General features: G+C 60.3%; 20 protein-coding genes and 1 pseudogene. 5 read left to right on the top strand and 16 right to left on the bottom strand.

All coding sequences use genetic code 11. The annotated features are described in order from the left end of the window. Positions 1-59 precede the first annotated feature (59 nt). Entirely contained in the window at positions 60-560 is a 501-nt protein-coding gene (locus THIVI_RS25695; RefSeq protein ID WP_245537414.1) for a CCDC90 family protein, read from the bottom strand. Positions 561-705: 145 nt separating this feature from the next. Next, positions 706-909 carry a hypothetical protein gene (locus tag THIVI_RS09440; RefSeq protein ID WP_014778368.1) on the bottom strand — a complete coding sequence of 68 codons (204 nt, stop codon included), beginning with the start codon at positions 907-909 and terminating at the stop codon, positions 706-708. Positions 910-1,200: 291 nt separating this feature from the next. On the opposite strand from THIVI_RS09440, the gene THIVI_RS09435 reads away from it, so the two are divergent. Beyond that, positions 1,201-1,740: an REP-associated tyrosine transposase gene (locus tag THIVI_RS09435; protein WP_014778367.1), complete on the top strand. Its 540-nt coding sequence runs from the start codon at positions 1,201-1,203 to the stop codon at positions 1,738-1,740. Between the two features lie 229 nt (positions 1,741-1,969). On the opposite strand, the gene THIVI_RS23595 is transcribed toward THIVI_RS09435, so the two are convergent. The 7 genes from THIVI_RS23595 to THIVI_RS09415 form a co-directional block, all read right to left on the bottom strand. Next, positions 1,970-2,218, bottom strand: a complete 249-nt coding sequence (locus THIVI_RS23595; protein ID WP_014778366.1) for a DUF2442 domain-containing protein — start codon at positions 2,216-2,218, stop codon at positions 1,970-1,972. Beyond that, entirely contained in the window at positions 2,202-2,444 is a 243-nt protein-coding gene (locus THIVI_RS23590) for a DUF4160 domain-containing protein (protein ID WP_014778365.1), read from the bottom strand. Before THIVI_RS23590 ends, THIVI_RS23595 begins: the two co-directional genes overlap by 17 nt. Before the next feature lie 390 nt (positions 2,445-2,834). Further along, entirely contained in the window at positions 2,835-3,095 is a 261-nt protein-coding gene (locus tag THIVI_RS09430; RefSeq protein WP_014778364.1) for a CCDC90 family protein, read from the bottom strand. Between the two features lie 103 nt (positions 3,096-3,198). Then, on the bottom strand, positions 3,199-3,735 hold the full coding sequence (locus THIVI_RS25690) for a hypothetical protein (RefSeq protein ID WP_342610611.1): 537 nt from the start codon (positions 3,733-3,735) through the stop codon (positions 3,199-3,201). After that, entirely contained in the window at positions 3,650-4,255 is a 606-nt protein-coding gene (locus THIVI_RS25685) for a hypothetical protein (protein ID WP_245537412.1), read from the bottom strand. The genes THIVI_RS25690 and THIVI_RS25685 overlap by 86 nt, the downstream gene beginning before the upstream one ends. Positions 4,256-4,567: 312 nt before the next feature. Then, positions 4,568-4,813: a DUF2442 domain-containing protein gene (locus THIVI_RS09420; RefSeq protein ID WP_014778363.1), complete on the bottom strand. Its 246-nt coding sequence runs from the start codon at positions 4,811-4,813 to the stop codon at positions 4,568-4,570. Positions 4,814-4,822: 9 nt separating this feature from the next. Continuing rightward, positions 4,823-5,092 carry a DUF4160 domain-containing protein gene (locus tag THIVI_RS09415; protein ID WP_041446915.1) on the bottom strand — a complete coding sequence of 90 codons (270 nt, stop codon included), beginning with the start codon at positions 5,090-5,092 and terminating at the stop codon, positions 4,823-4,825. A gap of 355 nt (positions 5,093-5,447) precedes the next feature. On the opposite strand from THIVI_RS09415, the gene THIVI_RS09410 reads away from it, so the two are divergent. After that, a complete protein-coding gene (locus THIVI_RS09410) occupies positions 5,448-6,503 on the top strand; it encodes a transposase (RefSeq protein ID WP_014778361.1) in 1,056 nt (351 codons plus the stop codon). Positions 6,504-7,321: 818 nt separating this feature from the next. Here THIVI_RS09410 and THIVI_RS09405 read toward each other — a convergent pair. From THIVI_RS09405 to THIVI_RS09395, 3 genes and pseudogenes are all read right to left on the bottom strand, one after another. Then, positions 7,322-10,831 carry a beta strand repeat-containing protein gene (locus THIVI_RS09405; protein ID WP_014778360.1) on the bottom strand — a complete coding sequence of 1,170 codons (3,510 nt, stop codon included), beginning with the start codon at positions 10,829-10,831 and terminating at the stop codon, positions 7,322-7,324. Between the two features lie 634 nt (positions 10,832-11,465). After that, positions 11,466-11,891 carry a hypothetical protein gene (locus tag THIVI_RS25225; RefSeq protein ID WP_014778358.1) on the bottom strand — a complete coding sequence of 142 codons (426 nt, stop codon included), beginning with the start codon at positions 11,889-11,891 and terminating at the stop codon, positions 11,466-11,468. 145 nt (positions 11,892-12,036) lie between these two features. Next, positions 12,037-13,147 (bottom strand): annotated as a pseudogene (locus tag THIVI_RS09395) (IS5 family transposase). 867 nt (positions 13,148-14,014) lie between these two features. Between THIVI_RS09395 and THIVI_RS09390 the strand changes: the two are divergent. From THIVI_RS09390 to THIVI_RS09380, 3 genes are all read left to right on the top strand, one after another. Beyond that, positions 14,015-15,739 carry a type I secretion system permease/ATPase gene (locus tag THIVI_RS09390; protein ID WP_014778357.1) on the top strand — a complete coding sequence of 575 codons (1,725 nt, stop codon included), beginning with the start codon at positions 14,015-14,017 and terminating at the stop codon, positions 15,737-15,739. A 584-nt stretch (positions 15,740-16,323) separates the two neighbouring features. Beyond that, on the top strand, positions 16,324-16,623 hold the full coding sequence (locus THIVI_RS26310; RefSeq protein ID WP_014778355.1) for a GIY-YIG nuclease family protein: 300 nt from the start codon (positions 16,324-16,326) through the stop codon (positions 16,621-16,623). 57 nt (positions 16,624-16,680) lie between these two features. Continuing rightward, the gene (locus THIVI_RS09380; protein ID WP_014778354.1) at positions 16,681-18,021 is read left to right on the top strand and encodes an HlyD family type I secretion periplasmic adaptor subunit; all 1,341 of its coding nucleotides are present in this window, start codon (positions 16,681-16,683) and stop codon (positions 18,019-18,021) included. A 434-nt stretch (positions 18,022-18,455) separates the two neighbouring features. Here the strand turns inward: THIVI_RS09380 and THIVI_RS09375 are convergent, their stop codons facing one another. The 4 genes from THIVI_RS09375 to THIVI_RS24660 all read right to left on the bottom strand — a co-directional run bounded on the left by THIVI_RS09375 (position 18,456) and on the right by THIVI_RS24660 (position 21,882). Beyond that, entirely contained in the window at positions 18,456-19,235 is a 780-nt protein-coding gene (locus THIVI_RS09375) for an electron transport complex subunit E (RefSeq protein WP_014778353.1), read from the bottom strand. Next, positions 19,235-19,888, bottom strand: a complete 654-nt coding sequence (rsxG, locus tag THIVI_RS09370) for an electron transport complex subunit RsxG (RefSeq protein ID WP_014778352.1) — start codon at positions 19,886-19,888, stop codon at positions 19,235-19,237. The genes THIVI_RS09375 and rsxG overlap by 1 nt, the downstream gene beginning before the upstream one ends. Beyond that, positions 19,885-20,925: an electron transport complex subunit RsxD gene (gene rsxD / locus THIVI_RS09365; RefSeq protein WP_014778351.1), complete on the bottom strand. Its 1,041-nt coding sequence runs from the start codon at positions 20,923-20,925 to the stop codon at positions 19,885-19,887. Before rsxD ends, rsxG begins: the two co-directional genes overlap by 4 nt. Positions 20,926-21,468: 543 nt before the next feature. Next, a complete protein-coding gene (locus tag THIVI_RS24660) occupies positions 21,469-21,882 on the bottom strand; it encodes a hypothetical protein (protein ID WP_157174418.1) in 414 nt (137 codons plus the stop codon). Between the last annotated feature and the right edge of the window lie 62 nt (positions 21,883-21,944).

Genomic DNA, 21,944 nt, shown 5'->3' with positions numbered 1-21,944 from the left:
TCATGACAGGCTTCGACACGCTCAGGACGAACGGAAATCGGTAAAGTCATTCCCGTAAATCACCTTAACACCAAAGCCACGATTCCGCCCAAGACCAAACCAACCATCCATTTCACAACCAGCATTTCACGTTCCACTCGATTGATATCCGCTTTTAACTCGCGCTCCAAGCGATTGATGTCTGCTTTCGTGGCAAGCTGAGAATCCATCGCTTCGGAAAATGCGGAGACCAGCGCTTCGGCTTCTGCTTTCGTATGTTCTTCTGCAATGCCCGCTGATTTCAGTTTTTCAACAAATTTCAGCGTATCCAATGTAATCGTCGCCATCACGTTGATCCATTGGTAAACATCAATGGATTGAATACAGCATTCCGGCCCCCGCAACAAAACATCCGGGTTTACGTAGGATGGGTAGAGCGAAGCGAAACCCATCGAATCCACGCGCCGACGTTTCAGATTCGCGCCCAACAAAAAAACGCCCCCGGTTTCCCGAGGGCGTTCAAGTTTTACATCAAGCGCGGTGGTTCGATGGGTTTCACGGCCAATCGGCGTCCGTGCCAATCATGACGCGTCGTGCCATGGCCGTTCTACCCATCCTACCTTGCCAATCAATGGCCAGGCGGGTGATGTTTGAGGTACCAGATCAACGCACCCCCGATAACATTGACAATCAGCAAGAGCATCAAGAGAGAGATCACTGAACTCGTCATGGCGGATTCCCCGAGTCACGAACGTAAGACCACACCCAAACGGCCACAAATTCGATGTTGAAAAAACCGATGATTGACAGCGTGAGTTGCACCCAGGCAACAGGTTGAGCGATCAACGCGGTGTAGCCAAAGACCGCAAACTGCGCCAGGGCAATCGCGTGCAAGGCGGCGGCAATATGTTTGAGTTGCTCTTTGTTCATTGGTTTGATCGTAACACCCCAAAAGGTGACGAACAATCAATGAAATCAGTGTTTCAGAGGGTGTCGGTGTAGGATGGGTAGAGCGAAGCGAAACCCATCGAACCCACGCGCCGACGTTGCAGAATCGCGCCCAACAAAAAACGCCCCCGGTTTCCCGAGGGCGTTCAAGTCTTCCATCAAGCGCGGTGGTTCGATGGGTTTCGTGACCGGCGGGCGTCCGTGCCTAATCTTCAATGTCGTACCGCAGTCACTCTACCCATCCTACTTTGCTAATTTTAAGGGCAAACGAACATGCCAAATTATCGACGATTACGGGTGGCTGGCGGGACGTATTGGTTTACGGTGAAGTTGCGCGATCCGGAAAGTCGGTTGTTGGTGGAGCAGGTGGCGGTGTTGCGGGCGGCGTTTCGTTCCGTGATGACGGCGCATCCGTTCACCATCGATGCGATCGTGATCATGCCCAATCATTTGCATACGTTGTGGACGTTGCCGCCGGGGGATAGCGATTACAGCCTGCGATGGCGTCAGATCAAGGCGGCATTTTCGCGCGCCATTCCCAAGGGCGAACGGATTTCGGCCAGTCGGCAATCCAAGGGCGAACGCGGAATTTGGCAGCGGCGGTTTTGGGAACACACCGTCCGCAATCAACGCGGATTCAACCATCGATTCGATTACATTCATTACAACCCAGTCAAACATCGATACGTCGCGCACCCCCACGAGTGGCCGTATTCATCATTCCATCGCGCCGTGCGCCAAGGCGTTTATCCCGCCGATTGGCATACCGACGACAGCAATCCATTCACGCTCCCCCCCGACGAAGACGATTGACCCGTTCGATCGTAGGGTGGGTAGAGCGATAGCGAAACCCACCGATCCCACGCGCCGAGGTTGCAAATTCACGCCCAACAAAAAAACGCCCCCGGTTTCCCGAGGGCGTTCAAGTCTTTCATCAAGGTCGGTGGTTCGATGGGTTTCGTGACCGGCGGGCGTCCGTCCCAATCTTCAACGTCGTACCGCGGTCACTCTACCCATCCTACCTTGCTACCTTGCTACCTTGCTACGCGGCTTCACGGCGATGATGGGTCATATCTCCCTCGCCGTTGAGCAACCCCTCAATTGAAATATCTTCATTCAGCGTGTCCCAATGAATTCCCTGCGGGCTGAGTTCAAAATCATTACGTTGTTCGGGAGTCGCCGCAAGCAAGCGAGGAAACCATGCCAGCGGAACGCCAAGCGTGCGCCCGTCATGCAATTCAACCCATAGGTTGTTTTCATCGGTTCGAGCAGATTTAGGTAAAGTATTCATGCCAATTTCTCTTTAATTGCGTTTGATGGCTTGCCACGAATCCAGCGATGCGCCGCAATGTTGGGGCATCGAAACCGTCATTTCTAGCGAGTTGTACTTGAGGTTCTAGCCAAAACTTCGCTTCAGCGCCGGACTTTCTGATGTGAATATGAGCAGGCTCGCGTGGATTACCCTCGTTTGCATAGAAGAAAAATTTGAATCCGTCCAAACGTAAAACGACTGGCATCAATCAATCCCATGCGAATGATCACGAAATGACGATGCGAGGTTGATCATGACGAGCAATCTCAAGCAATCGATGAAGCAGGATGCGTAAAGTATAGCCGCGTTAGAAAGGTCGTGCATGAGTTTGCTGGATTCGTCTAGGGATTAAGTAAACTGTCCCCGGAACTGCCGGAACTGCCGGAACTGGAACTGTCCGGAACTGGGAACTGCTCATGCGCCGACGCATCGGATTCACACCCAACAAAAAACGCCCCCGGTTTCCCGAGGGCGTTCAAGTCTTTCATCAAGGTCGGTGGTTCGATGGGTTTCGTGACCGGCGGGCGTCCGTGCCCAATATTCAACGTCGTACCGCGGTCACTCTACCCATCCTACCTTGCTCACAGATCTCCCGTTAAAGAAATTTCACCAGTGCCGCAATAGAAAAAACGGCCGCCATCATCATGGCGCCCATTTTAATAATCAAGCGATATTCAAGCTCACGCAAACGCATTTCGAGTTCACGCAAAGGCATATCCAAGTGGTCTTTTGTGACCAACGTGTCATCAACAATCCGCCGATGCTCAGTGGCAAATACCTCGGCTTGTTCTTGCGTAAAACCCACGGATTGCAGTTTTTTCACAAATTCATGAGTGTCGAAGGAAATCGTTGTCATGATGTCGAGTCCGTCAAGATGCAATGTCGTCCAATCTCATCACCTATCAGTTACTCACGGGCATGAAAAGCGGGCAACGGGAGGTCGTTTTGAAGGCACCGCTTCAGACGGCGCAGGCCGCGCGTGAACCACGAGACCAGGCTACGATAGAGTTTCCTGAAGCTCCAATGCGCGGGGTCGTTCTGCGCCTGGACTTTTTTTCGAGTGGTGTCGGATCGTTCAGCCCCTCGTCTCGGCCGGCGCGAACACACCAGTACATGGCCAAGGCCATGATGAGCACCAGTCGCTCCAAACGCTCGGCATGCTGGAGTTGCGAATCCTCCAAGTCGAAGCCCCGGCCCTTGACGTCGGAGAACATCGGTTCGATGGCCCAGCGAGCAGCGTCGTCAAGCACGCTTGCCCGTGTCGGGGCGGCGTCCATGGCAATGATCCACGGCTCGGGGTGGCCATCCTCGTGCAGGATCCCGAGGTTCGTGATCACCCCCTGCGCAAACAGGCGCACACCGGTGAAGTAACGTTCCGTCACCCCGTGTGCCAACGCGCCCGTCGTCGTCTCATCGCCCTGCCCGGTATCCGTTAGCACGTTGCTCTTCAGGCGCAGCCGGTAGCTCCAGCCCCGGGCTTGGAGCCACCCGAACAGGCCCGCCGACGGATAGAACCGGTCCGCCGATAGCAGCACGCGCGCCCCGGACGGCAGCCCAGGCCAGGAGCGGCTCCAACACCACCTGCTGGCCCGCGAAGCCGAGATTGGCCGCCCCTTCCTCAGCCCGCCACGCCAGCGGTATCGCGCGATCACCCACCCGCAACGCCACCATCAGCAGCGCCATCCGATCACCCAAATCGGTTTGGTCCAGGCTCAACAACACCGTCTGACCATGGCTGGCCGCCTTCGCCAACTCCGCTCGCGCAAAGGGCTCGATCACCATCCCCGGACCCAACCGCGGATTCTTCAGCAAACGCCTCAGCCATTGCTCGCGCAGATCCTGCCGCTCGGTGTCCAAGGGCAGCAGATTGGCCAACTCCACCGTGTTCGGGGTTTGGCCTTCGATCATCGCCCCGACCGCCAGCGCCAGCTTGTTCACCACCGTCTTGCGCAGGCGCGGATGTACCTCGCGCAGCCCGCGCGCCACTTCATCAGCCAATCGTTTGACGCTTCCCATGATCCTCACTCCACTCAACATCGCCTGAGCGGCAGTTTGCCAGAATGTGATAGGTGATGAGGTCGTCCAATATAGCATTTCCGCACGGCAACAACCCACTCCGGTTTGCGTAGGGTGGGTAGAGCGATAGCGAAACCCACCGATCCCACGCGCCGAGGTTGCAGATTCACGCCCAACAAAAAACGCCCCCGGTTTCCCGAGGGCGTTCAAGTCTTTCATCAAGGTCGGTGGTTCGATGGGTTTCGTGACCGGCAAGCGTCCGTGCCCAATCTTCAACGTCGTACCGCGGTCACTCTACCCATCCTACCTTGCTTAACCCAACGGGATCGAGCGGTCATACAGCGTTTCAGGCGCAATATCGATGTCGCCCGGCCAGACCACCGTTCCGTAATCGATCGAAGCACAAGCAAAAAGCGATAATGGTTTCAATCGGATAAACGGTTTTTTATCCATGTAAGAAGACATATCGAAAAGGCGGCGCTCGCCGTTTTCGAATACCAGTTCGAGATGATAATCGGGTTTTACCCGCACAGACGTTACGTCAAGTAGCTGATCCATGGCGTTAACTCACTGAAGGGGTGCGATTTTAAAGGGGGGGTCGCCCTGGACGGCAAGCTCCCAATCCGCCAATAACTCATCGCGATGGATTTCCACCCAAGCCTGGACCATTCTCAGTTGTTTTCGTGGAAAATCTCCGGCAAGAATACGTCCGTCTTCAATGGCGATGGACGCTTTTTGACCCTGATAACGAACATGAATATGAGGTAAATGATGGCGGTCGTTATCCTCGAAAAGGATTGTGACAAGAATTCCGTAAAACATGCTGATTGTCGGCATCTTCTCAATCGTCAATCTCTTGGTTTGTCGAGAGTATAGCCATGTTCTCAACAAAAAACGCCCCCGGTTTCCCGAGGGCGTTCAAGTCTTTCATCAAGGCCGGTGGTTCGATGGGTTTCGTGACCGGCGGGCGTCCGTGCCCAATCTTCAACGTCGTACCGCGGTCACTCTACCCATCCTACCTTGCTTGTTCTTGCGTAAAACCCACGGATTGCAGTTTTTTCACAAATTCATGAGTGTCGAAGGAAATCGTTGTCATGATGTCGAGTCCGTCAAGATGCAATGTCGTCCAATCTCATCACCTATCACATTCTGGCAAACTGCCGCTCAGTCGATGTTGAGGTGATTGAGGATCATGGGAAGCGTCAAACGATTGGCTGATGAAGTGGCGTGCGGGCTGCGCGAGGTGCACCCGCGTCTGCGCAAGACGGTGGTGAGCAAGCTGGCGTTGGCGGTCGGGGCGATGATCGAAGGCCAAACCCCGAACACGGTGGAGTTGGCCAATCTGCTGCCCTTGGACACCGAGCGGCAGGACATGCGCGAGCAATGGCTGAGGCGTTTGCTGAAGAATCCGCGGTTGGGTCCGGGAATGGTGATTGAGCCCTTTGCACGAGCGGAGTTGGCGAAGGCGGCCAGCCATGGTCAGACGGTGTTGTTGAGCCTGGACCAAACCGATTTGGGTGATCGGATGGCGCTGCTGATGGTGGCGTTGCGGGTGGGTGATCGCGCGATACCGCTGGCGTGGCGGGCTGAGGAAGGGGCGGCCAATCTCGGCTTCGCGGGCCAGCAGGTGGTGTTGGAGCCGCTCCTGGCCTGGCTGCCGTCCGGGGCGCGCGTGCTGCTATCGGCGGACCGGTTCTATCCGTCGGCGGGCCTGTTCGGGTGGCTCCAAGCCCGGGGCTGGAGCTACCGGCTGCGCCTGAAGAGCAACGTGCTAACGGATACCGGGCAGGGCGATGAGACGACGACGGGCGCGTTGGCACACGGGGTGACGGAACGTTACTTCACCGGTGTGCGCCTGTTTGCGCAGGGGGTGATCACGAACCTCGGGATCCTGCACGAGGATGGCCACCCCGAGCCGTGGATCATTGCCATGGACGCCGCCCCGACACGGGCAAGCGTGCTTGACGACGCTGCTCGCTGGGCCATCGAACCGATGTTCTCCGACGTCAAGGGCCGGGGCTTCGACTTGGAGGATTCGCAACTCCAGCATGCCGAGCGTTTGGAGCGACTGGTGCTCATCATGGCCTTGGCCATGTACTGGTGTGTTCGCGCCGGCCGAGACGAGGGGCTGAACGATCCGACACCACTCGAAAAAAAGTCCAGGCGCAGAACGACCCCGCGCATTGGAGCTTCAGGAAACTCTATCGTAGCCTGGTCTCGTGGTTCACGCGCGGCCTGCGCCGTCTGAAGCGGTGCCTTCAAAACGACCTCCCGTTGCCCGCTTTTCATGCCCGTGAGTAACTGATAGGTGATGAGATTGGACGACATTGCATCTTGACGGACTCGACATCATGACAACGATTTCCTTCGACACTCATGAATTTGTGAAAAAACTGCAATCCGTGGGTTTTACGCAAGAACAAGCCGAGCAAGGTAGCAAGGTAGGATGGGTAGAACGGCCACGGCACGACGCTTCATGATTGGCACGGACGCCGATTGGCCGTGAAACCCATCGAACCCACGCGCCGACGTTTCAGAATCGCGCCCAACAAAAAACGCCCCCGGTTTCCCGAGGGCGTTCAAGTCTTCCATCAAGCGCGGTGGTTCGATGGGTTTCACGGCCAATCGGCGTCCGTGCCAATCATGAAGCGTCGTGCCGTGGCCGTTCTACCCATCCTACCTTGCTACCTTGCTCGGCTTGTTCTTGCGTAAAACCCACGGATTGCAGTTTTTTCACAAATTCATGAGTGTCGAAGGAAATCGTTGTCATGATGTCGAGTCCGTCAAGATTCAATGTCGTCCAATATAGCATTTCCGCACGGTAACAACCCACTCCGGTTTGCGTAGCGTAGGGTGGGTAGAGCGATAGCGAAACCCACCGATCCCACGCGCCGAGGTTGCAGATTCACGCCCAACAAAAAACGCCCCCGGTTCCCCGAGGGCGTTCAAGTCTTTCATCAAGGTCGGTGGTTCGATGGGTTTCGTGACCGGCGGGCGTCCGTGCCCAATCTTCAACGTCGTACCGCGGTCACTCTACCCATCCTACCTTGCTACCTTGCTACCTTGCTAAGCTATAACATCGAAATTCGTACCGACGATGCCGGTAAGACCAGCAAGTGTCGTGATGTTATCAAGGGTAGCTAGCTGTTCTGGGGTCACGCCACCAACGGTGGTCATATTTGCCTCATAATACACTTCAGCGCGACTTGTAGTCGTGTTGAAGAATACAAGAACCGTACCATCCGCCTCAGCAATCGCCGTCGATGCATCTAAGGCATTGATCGCTGCGACAGCGCTTGCATAGCCCAGGTCAGTAATTACAGCAACATTGACGTTATTAGCGTCAACACCTAGCTGCGTAGCCACTTGCGCGGTCGTCCCAATTGCAGCAACCAATGTGTTGACTCCCGCAACTGCCGTAAGCGCTTCACTGATTTGGATTCTATCTCCACCGACTCCTACAGTGAAGTCTAGGATCACATCAGATGTAGCGCCTGCGTCATCTACTCGGAAGGTGTCAATTCCTGTACCACCGGTCACCGAATCATTCGTTTGCCCGAGGATGATCGTGTCTGCACCAGTGCCAGTTGTAATCCTATCCGCCCCCGCACCGCCTGTGACAATGTAGGCGGTCGCACCGGTACCAGTAAATGTCTGCCCACCCGTTCCGAGAGTGAAAGTACCACCAGCCGAAGCAGTAGTTGTCACAGTCGCGCCATTTTCGATCGTCAAACCAGTTTGGACAGCGGTCACATTGACTGTTGTTGCTGCGCCAAAGACATAATTGCCGGCTGTGGCGTTCATGTCGTAAGCTGCTCCGAAATTGGCCGCGATGTTCAGGGTGCCACCTGCCGCCATGTTCAAAATACCCACGCCATCGGTAATTGAAACATTTTGAGTAACAGTGTCAGCCCCCGTACCACCCAAGGTGACCTGCGCTCCACCAGAGCCTGCATTGAAAGTCACGGTATCGAGGCCATCACCGCCGGTGACCGTATCGGCCTGCGACAAGGTAAAGGTGTCGTTGTTGTTGGTGCCAAGCACCGCCTGTGGCCCAACCCCGGAGGTAAAGACAATCCCCGTCGCCCCGGCCACATTCGCCGCCGACCCCATCACATCCACTCGACCGACAGCATCGTTGCCATTCAGCACCGCAGCGGCCCCAACAGTGGGTAATGCGGCTGTCAAGGCGGCAAGGGTGGCATAGGTCACGCCGTTGTAGACGTAATTCACTGTCACGCCAGCGCCGGTCAAGACATTGGTATCGATCGAACGTGCAGCGACCGATGCCTTGACCGCATTCGTGGCCGTGTTAAAGAGGTCGGTCACGTCGATGGACACCACATCGCCCGCTTCCAATGCATTTCCGTTGGCGGCATTGTTGGTGCCGATCTGGAACACGGTGTCATTGATGCTCGTCGTTGCGAACACGAGATCACTTGCCTTGGTGTTGGCCAGCAGGAAGGCTTCGGTCATTTCCAGCGAGAAGGTCGTGTTGCCCGTGCCGCTTTCGACCAGCACCAGTCCCTCGAAATTACTGGCATTGGCAATGTCGGTCCGGTCCAGCACGGCATTATCGATCACGGTGAGAGTATCGTAGTCGCCCGCCACATTGCCGACGGAGGTCTCTTCGGTGCCGCCGTTCAATTCCATGTTCTGGTTGAACGCCGCGTTATCGAGCACGAGCCGATCGGAGCCGGAGCCGCCGACAAACTTCACGCCTTGACTGCCGCTCAGGTCGGTCAGGTTAATGACGTTGACCAGTGCGTCCTCAGTGCCATTGGTGGTGCCAGCGGCTGGGTTAAGCGCATTATCCACCGCCGTGCGAACCACACGGTCAGTGTGAATCTCGAACTTGCCGGCATCCGCGCCATCGACGAGCGTGCTCGAGACGGTGACGGTATTGACAGCGCCACGCAGATCCAACACGTCAATCCCCGTGGTGTTTTGGAACTCGGTGGTGCTCAACGTGTAGGTGCCGACCCCGTTCATGCCGAGCAACAGGGTGTCGGCGCCATCGCCGCCATCGATCGTGTCGCCAGAACCGTAGGTGGAGTTGGTGACACCCGCCGCCCGCGTGATGAAGGCGAAGGTGTCAGCACCGGCATTGCCGGTCGCGGTAACGTTGCCCAGCTCGAACTCGGCATAGTCGCCGGCTTCGCCGCCCTTGAAGGTGACGTTGGTGGCCGCGCCATCGGTCTTTGCCGTGAAGCGCACGTTGGCCGCCGCAGTCATGGTCGTGGCATCGATCTCGGTCACGCGCGAGCCGACCGACAGCAGGTTGGACGAGGAGGCGGCGGTGGTGAGACCCAGGTCGCCATCAACAAGACCGGCAGCAGGGGAGGCAGCCCAGACGCGATTGGTCAGACCATTGGTCGCGCTGACTACGCCCGCGACGCGGCCGATGGCGGTGTCGCCTTCCAGCACGACCTTGGTCAGCGTGCCGTTGGACAGCACGTCGGCTCTGACGTTGTTGTTGCCGGTGCCAACGTCGTTGTAGATCACGCCATTGAGGACGCCAGCGTTCACCGCCTGAACGTTATTCAGGGTGTTCTGGGCGACGGTGCCGGAGGAGGTGATGGTGATCGTTTCCATGCCGCCCGCGATCAGCAGGGTGCCGTCATCGGTGCCTTGGGAAAGCGGTTGCGCCGCATCCACGTTTCTCAGCTCGACCGCTTGGTTGTCGGCGGTGCCCGCGATGGTCGCTTGACGATAAGTGGTTGCGATCGTGCCTGCCGCAGAGCCGGCTTCATTGGCCCACACCAGCGTCGGGGAAACCCCGCCCGCCGCGACCGGCACGACATTTTGTACCACCAGACGCTCGTTGGTGGTGATCTGGTCGTAGGTGAGCGTGTTGACGCCCGTCACCTCGAAGGCCCCTTGGTTGACGTTCATGTCGAACGCGGTCAGGGCATCATTTGCCAGGTTGGTACCGATCTGCAGGGTTTCGATGTTTTTGACAGTGGCGCCGCCCAGGTACTGCGGGCCGGTCATGTTGACCACCAGGCTGTCGTCGCCCGCGCCGCCGTCGAGGATGTCGGAGGAATTCAGCGTGGTCTGGTCCTGCTGACCGACTTGGACGCCCGCGACGCCGCGGATGATATCGGCGTTGGCGCCGCCGTTAAAGATGTCCTGATTGGTCGTGAGCGTGAAGGTCTGCCCGCCGGTGCCGTCGTCGACGACGCCGTTCGGGCGACCCTCGGCTTGGCCATAGAGGACGAAGTGCTCGTAGCCGCTGGTGAAGATGCCTGCGGCGACGGCGTCGGCGACATCGGTGTTGGCGGCCAGGTAGGCGGCTTCGTCAAAGGTGTTGGCACCGGGCGCGCGGCCCTCGGTGACGCCGTACAGCTCGAAGTGCTGGAGATAGGAGTTGAAGACGGAGGGCACCGCGCCGACCACATCGAGGTTGGCGGCGACGTAGCCGGCGGTATTGAAGACGGCGTTCGGGTTGCGTCCCTCGAACTGGCCGTACATCAGGTAATGCTGCTCGGCGGTGAAGAACCCGGCGTTGACTGCTTGCGCAACATCGCCGTTCTGGGCCAGGTAATAATTTGCGTCGAAGGTCTGGAGAGCCATGGTGTGGATTCCTTAAAGGTTGGGTGACAAAGAGACCTGAAGACCGGGTCGGCCGGCGTCCCCGGAAGCTACCAGCAACCGGGATCGTGCACAAGCGTAAGCATAGGGAAAACACTCGGATGCAAGCATGATTTGGGTACTGAGTGTCTCTACTTGGTTGTGAGCAGTCGGCGACTGCCTGGTTGAGCCAATACCACGAGCAGACGCCTCCGGAGCCAGCCTGTGGCAAAAAACACTACGAGACGGCGCGTGCCTGAGTGGTATTTTACCCAAGTGTTGCCAGAAAGCAAGTTATGTGTTGCGCGTGATGATATTTCTTCATCTTTTGGCCTGTGGGCACTGTCGTTCTCCGGGGACAGAGGGCGATGCTGTTGTATTTTTATCGCAAATGGCCGGTGCGGGAGGTTGGCTGGCGGTGGCTGGGACGCGGCGGCTTTTTCAAGGGCTGGATTATAGGGTTGGGATGGAAGGTGGGCAAGGGATGGGCGGGAAATCCTTAGAGTCGATGTGTGAACTCGGTCTTGGTTCGAGGGGGGCGGGTGGAGTGGTTGTGGGGTTTTCGGGGATCAAGGGTCTCTGAATCAGGTCTTCGATGGCGATGACGCGATCGGTGCGTGTCAGTTGGTCCGACAGTTCATGCAACCTCGATCCCGAAGTCAACGCCCACCGAGGGGTCCAGCGGTGCGTGCGGGTTGTACGCCTCGGTGTCGACCAGGGCGGAGGCGAAGAAGCGCCCGGCGCGCTTGCTGATTGGTGTGGCCGGCGAATCGAAGCGGCTGACGCCGCGCTTCACGCGCCGAAAGAAGCCTTGGAACGCCGAATCGAGATCGTCGATGGCATTGCGCGCCACCCGGCTTGAGGCCTCGCGAGACCAGGGGAATTCGACACGCAAGACCGTGATGTCATCTTGATACGCCGCCGCTTTCGACCACGTGACGCTCGGCTGACTAAGCGGCGCAAGGGGCTGGTTGTGACACTGCCGCCGCGTCCCGCACGCCCGATCGAGATCATCGGCTTGATCCGGCGGCGGGCGCGGTTCGATTTTATGGGCGATCGGCATGCGCGGAGTTTGCAGCAGGCGCGCGAGGCGATACGCTGAATTGCGTGTGAAAATCGCTGTAATTTGTCGGTAAATAATTGGTTTTGATGGGATTTTTAATGAGCTGTTAAAACCTTTTGGCTTCGCTTAGAGGGTGTAGACAAAATCAAACCGTTGTGGTCAACCGCCGCAGCAGGATGCGCGCCTCCGCCAGCCAAACCCAGGTTTCGGAGACCGCTGGCAGACGGTCATGATGCATGATCAATCGACGGGCACGCTCATTCCACGCATGGGTGCGCTCGACAACCCAGCGCTTCGGCAGCGGAACGAAGCCGTCGGCGTTGGCGATCACCACTCGGTCAGGCGCCCCGTCCACGTGCCAGGAGCCAACGCTTTTGTTGGCTGGATGGCGCACGACTTCCACGCGGATCGCGTGGGTCTGCTCGGTGGTTTGGGCAAATTGACCGGCGTAGGCGCTATCGACAAACAGCGTGTTGATCTGGGGGTACTTGGCGGCCGCGTCAGCGACGGCGCCCGAGGCGGCATCGCGGTCCTGAAGATTGGCCGCGACCACGCTCACCGCCAACACGAACCCCAAGGTATCGACCACCAGGCTGCGCTTGCGCCCCTTGACCTGCTTGCCCGCATCAAAGCCGCTCGGTCCACCCTGCGGCGAGCCGCGGGTCGATTGCGCATCCAGCACCGCCGCCGTCGGCGCGATCTCACGCCCCTCGCGTTCGCGCCATTGCCCCCGCAGTCGATCATGCATCTGCTCAAACTTCCCAGCCGCACTCCAACGGCGAAACGTCTTGTAGACATTCTGCCAAGGCGCGAAATCGTGCGGCAGCATCCGCCACGCGCACCCCGTGCGCACCACGTAGCAACACGCCTCCAGGATGCTCCGGCGCGACACGCGGGGCGGTTGACCCCGCCCGCCCGGCACTCTCAAAGAGAGCGGCGACCAAGTCCCACTCCGCATCGGTCAGACAACTTGGGTAGCTTTGGTCGGGGTCGTGGCGACGATGCGCATCCGTATACCCATACCGACGCGGCGTTGCGCGCGCTTGCGCCTCGAGACCACTCTCGCCCCGGAGGCGCGTGACGCCCGCCTCCCGCAAGGACTTGCGAATCGTTGCTTCATGAGCCTCGATTCCCGTCCGTGCCGCGAGTTCCCGGGCAATCTCTGACAGCGTGGAGGTCGGGCGATCCGTGACAATTTGACGCAATACCGCTTGCTCCGCCTCGTGAATCTTGGGGGGACGACCAGCTTTCGACATCAGCGCACACCAGCTCAGTTGTAGACTGGTATACAAATAGCAGCTCAATTATTTTTGTCTACACCCTCTGAGGCAGGCTTGTCGAGGGGGGCGGGATAGCTGGCATCGGCGCGTGAAGCCGTTCGTGGTTCGAGGGCCTCACCACGAACGGCTTCAGGCTCACCACGAACGGCTTTGGGGAGACCGCGAACGGCTTTGGGGAGACCGCGCATGGCTTTGGGGAGACCGCGCATGGCTTTGGGCGAGGGCGTCGGTTCGTCGGGTGGTTGGGCCTCGGCGCGTGAAGCCGTTCATGGTTCGAGAGCCTCACCACGAACGGCTTCAAACTCACCACGAACGGCTTTGGGCTCGCCACGAACGGCTTTGGGCACACCGCGAACGGCTTCAGGCACACCGCGAACGGCTTTGGGCTCGCCACGAACGGCTTTGGGCAGAGGGCGTCAGACGGACGGTCGGTCAAACGCTCGGTGGATTTCCCGTTCGTCCTGAGTCCTGAGCTTGTCGAAGGGTCGAAGGACGGACGGGAAATCCGGGCCTCGGCGCGTGAAGCCGTTCATGGTTCGAGGGCCTCGCCACGAACGGCTTCGGGCAGAGGGCGTCGGACGGGCGGGCGGCTCGGCGCACACCTTTTGCCCTGACGGGCGCGTGGGGTTTTGGTATGATGCCCGGCATTCGTGAGCGCGGTCAGGTGCCGTGCCGTTCCTTACGGTACGCTTCCCTTAAGGAAACTCGGGACGGAGGCCGATTGCCGCTTGGCTTTGGGATGGCGGGTTTTCGCCGATTCCGCCTTTTCCTCTCCGGGTTGCGGGGTCGCCCGCAATCCGTGAACGCGCTCGCTTGTCTTTACATAACCTCTGGTATCCCCTCGTGAACAAGCATTCCCGTCCTGTCGACGAACTGCGCGCCGTGTTGCAGGCGAGCCGTAATTCCTTCATTTATACCGGTCTGTTCAGCGCCTTCATCAATCTGCTGCTGCTGGTGCCGGCGCTGTATATGCTGCAGGTCTATGACCGGGTGCTGGCGAGCGGGAGCGCGATGACGCTGCTGGTGCTGACGCTGCTGGTGGTGGGGCTGTACGCGATGATGGGGGCGCTGGAATTGGTGCGCTCGCGGATTCTGGTGCGGGTGAGCGCGCGGCTGGATATGGCGCTGAACGGACGGCTGTTCGCGGCGATGTTCGATGCGAATCTGCGCGGGGGCGGGCAGACGGGGATTCAGCCAATCCAGGATCTGACGGCGCTGCGACAGTTTCTGACCGGACATGGGCTGTTCGGGTTTTTCGACGCGCCCTGGATTCCGGTCTATATGGCGGTGCTGTTCCTGATGCATCCGATGATCGGCTGGCTGGCGGTGGGCGGGGCGCTGATCCTGATCGGGCTGGCGATCGCGAACGAGTTGACGACGAGCAAGCCGCTGGCGATGGCGAATCGGCAGGCGGTGGCGAGCAATAATTATCTCCAGGGCAATCTGCGCAACGCGGAGGCGCTGGAGTCGATGGGGATGCTGGGCAATGTCCATCGGCGCTGGCTGGCGCAGCATGTGGCGATGCTGAAACTGCAGTCGCTGGCGAGCGATCGGGCGGGGCTGCTGATCAATGCGAGTAAGACGATTCGGATTACGCTGCAGTCGCTGATTCTGGGCGTCGGCGCCTATCTGGCGATTCAGCAGATCGTGACGCCGGGCGTGATGATCGCGGGCTCGATCCTGATGGGGCGGGCGCTGGCGCCGATCGATATGCTGATTAATTCCTGGAAAGGGTTTTTGACGGCGCGCACGGCCTATGACCGGCTGCGGAATCTGTTGCAGTCGGTGCCGGCGCGGGCGGTGAATATGCGCCTGCCGGATCCGACCGGACAGGTCAGCTTCCAGGAGGTGGTGGCGGCGCCGCCGGGGTCGAACGTGGCGGTGTTGAAGCGGATCAGTTTCGAGGTGGAGCCGGGCGAGGTGATCGGGGTGATCGGGCCGAGCGCGGCGGGCAAGTCGACCCTGGCGCGGGTGATGCTGGGGGTGTGGCCGTCCGCGGCGGGCGCGGTGCGTTTGGATGGGGCGGAGATCAGCCGCTGGAATCGGGAGGATCTGGGGCCGCACATCGGGTATCTGCCGCAGGATATCGAGCTGTTCGACGGGACGGTGAGCGAGAATATCGCGCGTTTCGGAACGGTGGATGCGCAGAAGGTGGTGGCGGCGGCGCAGCGTGCGGGGGTGCACGAGATGATTCTGGGTCTGCCGAAGGGCTACGACACGCCGGTGGGCGTGGGCGGGGCGGTGCTGTCGGGCGGGCAGCGGCAGCGGATCGGTTTGGCGCGGGCGATGTATGGGCAGCCGGTGCTGGTGGTGCTGGACGAGCCGAATTCCAATCTGGACGAGCAGGGCGAGGCGGCGCTGGTGCGGGCGATCGCGCAGTTGAAGTCGGAGGGGTCGACGGTGTTCATCATCACGCATCGTCCGAGCGTGTTGAATGGGGTGGATAAGATTCTGGTGTTGCGCGAAGGGATGTTGCATTTGTTCGCGCCACGCGAGCAGGTGTTGCCGCAGTTCGCGCGGCCGACGGCGGTGAGTAGCGTGCCGGGGACGAGTATGGCGGTGGGGTGAGGGGGTTTGGGGTTTGAGGTTGGTTGGTTTGCCTGAAGCCGTTCGTGGTGAGCCCTGAGCGGAGTCGAAGGGTCGAACCATGAACGGCTTCACGCTCCGAGGCCCGGATTTCCCGTCCGTCCTTCGAGTGCCTCAGGACGAACGGGAAATCCTACGGATGTTCTGCTGGTTGGCTGGTTGGCTGGTTGGCTGGCTGGTCTGAATCCCGTGCAAGGCTTGCCTGAAGCCGTTCGTGGTGAGTTTGTCGAACCATGAACGGCTTCACGCGCCGAGGCCCGGATTTCCCGTCCGTCCTTCGAGTGCCTCAGGACGAACGGGAAATCCTACGGATGTTCTGCTGGCTGGTTGGTTGGCTGGTTGGCTGGTTGGCTGGTTGGCTGGTCTGAATCCCGTGCAAGGCTTGCCTGAAGCCGTTCGTGGTGAGTTTGTCGAACCATGAACGGCTTCACGCGCCGAGGCCCGGATTTCCCGTCCGTCCTTCGAGTGCCTCAGGACGAACGGGAAATCCTACGGATGTTCTGCTGGCTGGCTAGTTGGTTGGCTGGTTGACTGCAATTTCACATCGCAATCAAGGAGGCTGCTCGATGAGTTTTTGGGTTTACATTCTCCGATGCGCGGATGGCAGCTATTACACCGGTCATACCGATCAATTGGAAAGACGGATCGCTCAACATGTGACGGGGGCGATTCCAGGTTGCTATACCTTTTCCCGCCGTCCGGTCGATCTGGTGTTTTCGCAAGATTTTCCGAGCCGTTTGGAGGCACTTGCCAGCGAACGGCGGATCAAAGGGTGGAGCCGCCGGAAGAAGGAGGCGATGATGCGCGGCGATTGGGCTGAAGTGTCACGCCTCGCTCGGTCATCCCGCTCGACGGCACCCCAATAGATCGCTCAAGATTGCAGTATCACCCAGAATTTTCGATTTTTCAGGAGGCGCATTGCCTTGGATATTAACGTTGTTCCCAAAACCCTGGCGCCGGAACCGGCGATTCCCGATCTGCGCACGAGCGATGGGCCGGAGCGTATGCTGGGCTTGCTGGTGCTGCTGGCGGGGCTGGGCGGTTTCGGGGTGTGGGCCGCGTTCGCGCCGATCGATAGCGCGGCGGTGGCGCCTGGGGTGGTGACGGTGGAGTCGTCGCGCAAGACGGTGCAGCATCTGGAAGGCGGGATCGTGAGCGAGATCCTGGTGCGCGAGGGCGACGCGGTCCAGAAGGGCGCGGTGTTGCTGCGCATCGACGATACCGAGTCGCGGGCGCAACTGGAGATCGCGCGCGGGAAGTTTCTGGCACGCCGGGCGGAGGAAGCACGCTTGATCGCGGAGCGGGATGGGGCCGAGAAGGTGGCCTTTCCGGAGGATCTGCTGGCGGCGAAGGATGACCCCAGGGTCGAGGAGGCGATGACCGGTCAGGAGCGGGTCTTCCAGGCGCGTCATCAGGCAATGGCGGGCGAGGTGGGCGTGTTGGGACAGCGGGTCGAGCAGTTGGAGGAGCAGATCCGCGGTCTGGAAAGCCTGGCAGCGAGCAAGGCGAAACGGATCGGGTTGTATCAGGAGGAGATCGACGGTCTGAAGTCGCTGTTCGCGAAGGGGCTGGGCGATAAGAGCCGCTTGCGCGAGTGGGAACGTCTGGCGGCCGAGCTGGAGGGCGAACGGGCGGAACATCTGTCGTCGATCGCCGCGTCGCGGGTGAAGATCGGCGAGACGCAATTGCAGATCGCTCAGGTGCGCCGCGTGTTCACGAGCGAGGTGGTGGAGCAACTGCGCGCGGATCAGACCGAGCTGTCGGATCTGCGCGAGCGGATGCGCGCCCTGGAAAGCGCGCTGGATCGCACCGTGGTGCTGGCCCCGACGAGTGGGGCGGTGGTGGGGATGAAGATCCATACGGTGGGCGGGGTGCTGCGTCCTGGCGATCCGATTCTGGATCTTATTCCGGAGGGCGAGCCGCTGATCGTCGAGACGCGGGTGCAGCCGCAGGATATCGATCAGGTGATTCCGGGGCTGAAGGCGGAGATTCGGTTTTCGGCGTTCAATGCGCGGGTGACGCCGACGGTGTTCGGGACGGTGCAGACGATCTCGGGCGACCGGCTGACCGATCCGCAGACGGGCATGCCCTATTATCTGGCGCGGATTCAGGTGACGCCGGAGGGGATGGAAACCTTGCGCGGGCTGACGCTGCTACCGGGGATGCCGGCGGATGTGATGATCAAGACCGGCGAGCGGACGTTTTTCGAGTATCTGATCCGGCCGATTACCGATCGCATCGCGTTGGGGTTGAAGGAGGAATAGGAGTTTTTTTGGGGTTATTGGAAGCGCGGCGCGGCAGATGAAGGTGTTCGTGGTGAGGGCTAGAAGCCGTTCGTGGTGAGGCCCTCGAACCACGAACGGCTTCGCGCGCCAGCGTCCTGGATTTCCCGTCCGTCCTTCGAGAGCCTCAGGACGAACGGGAAATCCTCCTGCCATCTCACCGTCCCATCCTTCGAGCGCATCAGGACGAATTTGAAGCCGTTCGTGGTGAGGCTCTCGAACCACGAGCGGCTTCACGCGCCGAGGCCCGGATTTCCCGTCCGTCCCATTCGACCGGGCTCATGACAGGCTTCGAGAGCCTCAGGACGAACGGGAAATCCACCGTCCAACCGACCGACCGACCGACCGACCGACCGTCCGACGCGCCGATGCATCTGATCGCTTGGCCGCATCCCCCGTCGCCCGCAAGCGGGCTCCTACGGGGTTTGCCCCCTGATCAAGCGATTTCCGAAATTCGCTCTATTCCTGACCCGCGGGCAATCCGAGCGGGCGGGGGGGGCGGGGACGAAGCCTGTCATTGAGCCCGGTCGAATGGGACGGGAACGCGAACGCCGTTTGAGCCGCTGGTCGATCAGGTTCTTAAACGCGATCATCAACCCTAATCCAATGAAGGCGCCGGGCGGTAGGATCGCGATCAGGGCGCCCTGAAAGTCGTCGCCTAGCCGTAGCGTCAGCCCGCGGGCGCCCTCGCCAAGCAGCAGATGGATCTGGTCGAAGAGCGTGCCTTGCGCGGCTAGCTCGCGCAGACCGCCGAGGGTCGTCAGGACCAGCGTCGCGCCGAGGCCCACGGCGAGGCCGTCGAGCAGGGCGCGGTCCAGCCGGTTTTTCGAGGCGAAGGATTCGGCGCGGCCGATGATGATGCAGTTGACGACGATCAGCGAGATAAAAAGCCCTAGCACCAGATATAGCTCGTAGAAAAACGCCTGCATGAGGAGTTCGACGAGGGTGACGAAGGAGGCGATCACGAGGACGAAGACCGGAATCCGGACCTCTGGGCGCACCAGATGGCGGACGAGCGAGACGGTGCCGTTGGAGCAGGTCAGGACGGCGGTGGTGGCGATGCCCATGCCAAGTCCGTTGGTGGCCGAGGTGGTGGTGGCGAGCAGCGGACAGAGTCCGAGCAGCGCGACCAGCATCTGGTTGTTGCCCCAGAGCCCCTCGCCAAGGATGGCGTCATAGCCTTTGTTGTCTGACATCAGGATTCCTCCGGTGAGGGTGATGTCGGCGCGGTGGCCGCGCTGGGGGCGAAGAGCGCGTCGCCCTGGCGCTCGACATAGAGCAGGGTGTTCTTGACCGCGCCGACGATGGAGCGGGGCGTGATGGTGGCGCCGGTGAACTGGTCGAACGCGCCGCCGTCACGCTTGACGGCCCAGCGTTCGCGGGGCGGATCGGTCAGCGATTTGCCCTTGAAGCTCAGAATCCAGTCCGATTTGGCCTCTTCGATCTTGTCGCCAAGACCGGGCGTTTCGTGATGCGAGAGCACGCGCACCCCGCCGAGCGAGCCGTCGCGCAGCACCGAGACCAGCAGCCGGATCGGGCCGGCGTAGCCGTCGGGAACCACGGGTTCGAGGACCACCGCGACCGGCGCGTCGGCGTTGCGCACGCGATAGATCTGGGTCTTGGCGGCGCCCAGAAGATCCTTCGCCTGGACCTCTAGGGTGTCGCGCAGCGGATCGTTATCCGATTGTCCCGCCGGCAGGATGGTCGCGAGTTTGCGCTCCATGGCCTGGCGCTGGTTGCCGGCGATCCGCGCGTCGACGGCCTCGTGGGTGACCGACACCAGGGCCACGCCGGTGACGGCGAAACTGCCGAGCACGACGCCGGCGAGCAGAATGGGGTGGGTCTTCATCGGGGTTCTCCGCCGTGCCCGAAGACACGGGGTTGCGTGTAGTAGTCGATGGTCGGGGCGGCGATGTTCATCAACAGGACCGCGAAGGCCACGGCGTCCGGATAGCCGCCCCAGGTGCGGATGATAAAGAGGAGCGCGCCGATGCTCGCCCCGAAGATCAGTTGGCCCTTGCGGGTGGTGCAGGCGGTGACCGGGTCGGTGGCGATGAAGAAGGCGCCCAGAATGGCCGCGCCGCTGAAGAGATGGAAGGCCGGAGAGGGATGCGTTTGCGGATCGACGAGCCAGAAGAGTCCGGCGCAGACCGTCAGGGCGAGCAGCATCGACACCGGGATCTGCCAGGGAACGATCCGCCGCCACAGCAGATAGAGCCCGCCGAGCAGGAACCCGTTGGCGACCCACTCCCAGCCGCGACCGCCGAAATCGCCCCACAGCGGGCTTTGGCGAATCGCGTCGATCGTCATGCCGAGATCGAGTTTGCCGCGCATCTCGTCGAGCGGCGTCGCCGAGGTGATGGCGTCCCAGGTCAGTCCAGCCGGCGGGCTGCCGTCCAGGATCAGCCGCAGTGATTCCAGGAACGAAAACGTATGTTCGGCCAAGAGGTTGGGCGCGGTCCAGGCGGTCATGGCGACCGGATAGGAGATCAGCAGGAACACATAGGCCGCCATGGCGGGATTGAAGGGGTTGTAGCCGATGCCGCCGTAGAGTTGCTTGACCAGCACGATCGCGAACAGCATCCCGATCAGGGTCAGCCACCAGGGCAGGGTGGGCGGCACCGAGATGGCGAAGAGCACGGCGGTGACCACGGCGCTGAGATCGCCGATGGCGGGCAGGGCAGGACGTCCGCGCGCGGTCATCACCGCGGCTTCGGCGAGGACGGCGAAGGTGACGGCCAGCGCGATGTTGATCGGCAGGCCCCAGCCGAAATACCAGGTCATGGCCAGGATACCCGGCACCAGCGCCAGCAGCACGTCCAGCATGACGCGGTCGACCCGGTTGACGCGGGGGACATGGGGGGAAGAGGCGATGGCGGGTTTCATTTGGTTTTTTGGGAGTTGGTCGTTTTCAGTGTTCAGTTGTCGGCCTTGATCAGATCGCCGAACGTCCGAAGGATTTCCCGTTCGTCCTGACGTCCGAAGGATTTCCCGTTCGTCCTGAGTTTATCGAAGGACGGGCGGGAAATCCGGGTCTCGGCGCGTGAAGCCGTTCATGGTTCGAGAGCCTCACCACGAACGGCTTCAGGCATACCACGAACGGCTTCAGGCATACCACGAACGGCTTCAGGCATACCACAAACGGCTTCAGGCATACCACGAACGGCTTCAGGCATACCACGAACGGTTTCGGGGGCGCCACGAACGGTTTCAGGCGAGCCTCGGCGCGGGCTTCAAGCCAGCCAACCAGTCCGCCAGAAAAACATCCGTAGGATTTCCCGTTCGTCCTGAGTTTATCGAAGGACGGGCGGGAAATCCGGGCCTCGGCGCGTGAAGCCGTTCATGGTTCGAGAGCCTCACCACGAACGGCTTCAGGCATACCACGAACGGCTTCAGGCATACCACAAACGGCTTCAGGCATACCATGAACTACTTCAGGCATACCACGAACGGCTTCAGGCATACCACAAACGGCTTCAGGCATACCACAAACGGCTTCAGGCATACCACAAACGGCTTCAGGCACACCACGAACGGCTTCAGGCATACCACGAACGGTTTCGGGGGCGCCACGAACGGTTTCAGGCGAGCCTCGGCGCGGGCTTCAAGCCAGCCAACCAGTCCGCCAGAAAAACATCCGTAGGATTTCCCGTTCGTCCTGAGTCCTGAGCTTGTCGAAGGGTCGAAGGACGGGCGGGAAATCCTGGGCCTCGGCGCATGAAGCCGTTCATGGTTCGAGAGCCTCACCACGAACGGCTTCAGGCACACCACGAACGGCTTCAGGCACACCACGAACGGCTTCAGGCACACCACGAACGGCTTCAGGCACACGGCTTCAGGCACACGGCTTCAGGCATACCACGAACGGCTTCAGGCACACGGCTTCAGGCACACCACGAACGGCT

It is taken from the genome of Thiocystis violascens DSM 198, assembly GCF_000227745.2.
GTDB lineage: Bacteria > Pseudomonadota > Gammaproteobacteria > Chromatiales > Chromatiaceae > Chromatium > Chromatium violascens.
The sequence above is the reverse complement of the archived record's forward strand: the minus strand, read 5'-3'. Positions and strand labels throughout refer to the sequence as shown.

Bases quoted from the DNA above. Each gene is read 5' to 3' on its own strand.
- THIVI_RS25225 (WP_014778358.1), bottom strand. From the start codon at position 11,891: ATGCCGATCGCCCATAAAATCGAACCGCGCCCGCCGCCGGATCAAGCC.
- THIVI_RS09420 (WP_014778363.1), bottom strand. From the start codon at position 4,813: ATGGATCAGCTACTTGACGTAACGTCTGTGCGGGTAAAACCCGATTAT.
- THIVI_RS09415 (WP_041446915.1), bottom strand. From the start codon at position 5,092: ATGCCGACAATCAGCATGTTTTACGGAATTCTTGTCACAATCCTTTTC.
- THIVI_RS09410 (WP_014778361.1), top strand. From the start codon at position 5,448: ATGGGAAGCGTCAAACGATTGGCTGATGAAGTGGCGTGCGGGCTGCGC.
- rsxD (WP_014778351.1), bottom strand. From the start codon at position 20,925: ATGAAACCCGCCATCGCCTCTTCCCCCCATGTCCCCCGCGTCAACCGG.
- THIVI_RS23595 (WP_014778366.1), bottom strand. From the start codon at position 2,218: ATGAATACTTTACCTAAATCTGCTCGAACCGATGAAAACAACCTATGG.
- THIVI_RS09405 (WP_014778360.1), bottom strand. From the start codon at position 10,831: ATGGCTCTCCAGACCTTCGACGCAAATTATTACCTGGCCCAGAACGGC.
- THIVI_RS25685 (WP_245537412.1), bottom strand. From the start codon at position 4,255: ATGGGAAGCGTCAAACGATTGGCTGATGAAGTGGCGCGCGGGCTGCGC.
- THIVI_RS09375 (WP_014778353.1), bottom strand. From the start codon at position 19,235: ATGTCAGACAACAAAGGCTATGACGCCATCCTTGGCGAGGGGCTCTGG.
- THIVI_RS09435 (WP_014778367.1), top strand. From the start codon at position 1,201: ATGCCAAATTATCGACGATTACGGGTGGCTGGCGGGACGTATTGGTTT.
- THIVI_RS26310 (WP_014778355.1), top strand. From the start codon at position 16,324: ATGAGTTTTTGGGTTTACATTCTCCGATGCGCGGATGGCAGCTATTAC.
- THIVI_RS23590 (WP_014778365.1), bottom strand. From the start codon at position 2,444: ATGCCAGTCGTTTTACGTTTGGACGGATTCAAATTTTTCTTCTATGCA.
- rsxG (WP_014778352.1), bottom strand. From the start codon at position 19,888: ATGAAGACCCACCCCATTCTGCTCGCCGGCGTCGTGCTCGGCAGTTTC.
- THIVI_RS09430 (WP_014778364.1), bottom strand. From the start codon at position 3,095: ATGACAACGATTTCCTTCGACACTCATGAATTTGTGAAAAAACTGCAA.
- THIVI_RS09440 (WP_014778368.1), bottom strand. From the start codon at position 909: ATGAACAAAGAGCAACTCAAACATATTGCCGCCGCCTTGCACGCGATT.